Source organism: Mycobacterium sp. 050134, assembly GCF_036409085.1.
GTDB lineage: Bacteria > Actinomycetota > Actinomycetes > Mycobacteriales > Mycobacteriaceae > Mycobacterium.
In genome coordinates, this window is sequence record NZ_JAZGLV010000098.1 from 1 (window position 1) to 281 (window position 281).

The 281-nt window shown below is 74.0% G+C and carries 1 protein-coding gene; it reads right to left on the minus strand.

Annotated features, from left to right (window positions below):
* Window positions 1-281, minus strand: a 281-nt coding sequence (locus SKC42_RS27920) for a DUF222 domain-containing protein (protein WP_330967383.1), incomplete at both ends; no start/stop codon positions are given.

Below are 281 nucleotides of genomic sequence, written 5' to 3' on the forward strand. Positions count from 1 at the left end.
GCGGCGTCCTCGCCTAGCGCCGCATCGACCACGGCCAGGGTGTCGGGGTCTGTGATCAGGTCGGTGTGCCACACGATCGCCGAGGCCAGCCGCACGCTGATGGCGCCGCGGGCCAGCAGTGCCCCCACCCGGGGGAGCCGGGTGCGCAGCGCCATCGCCAGGTACATCTGCCCGGAGGCCAGCGCGTGGCTGAGGTGTCCGGCGGCAGCGACCTCGGCGGCCATTGCGTCCCAGTTGTCGCACGACCAATGCGCGGACTCGGTCGGGCCCTGGGCGTGGCG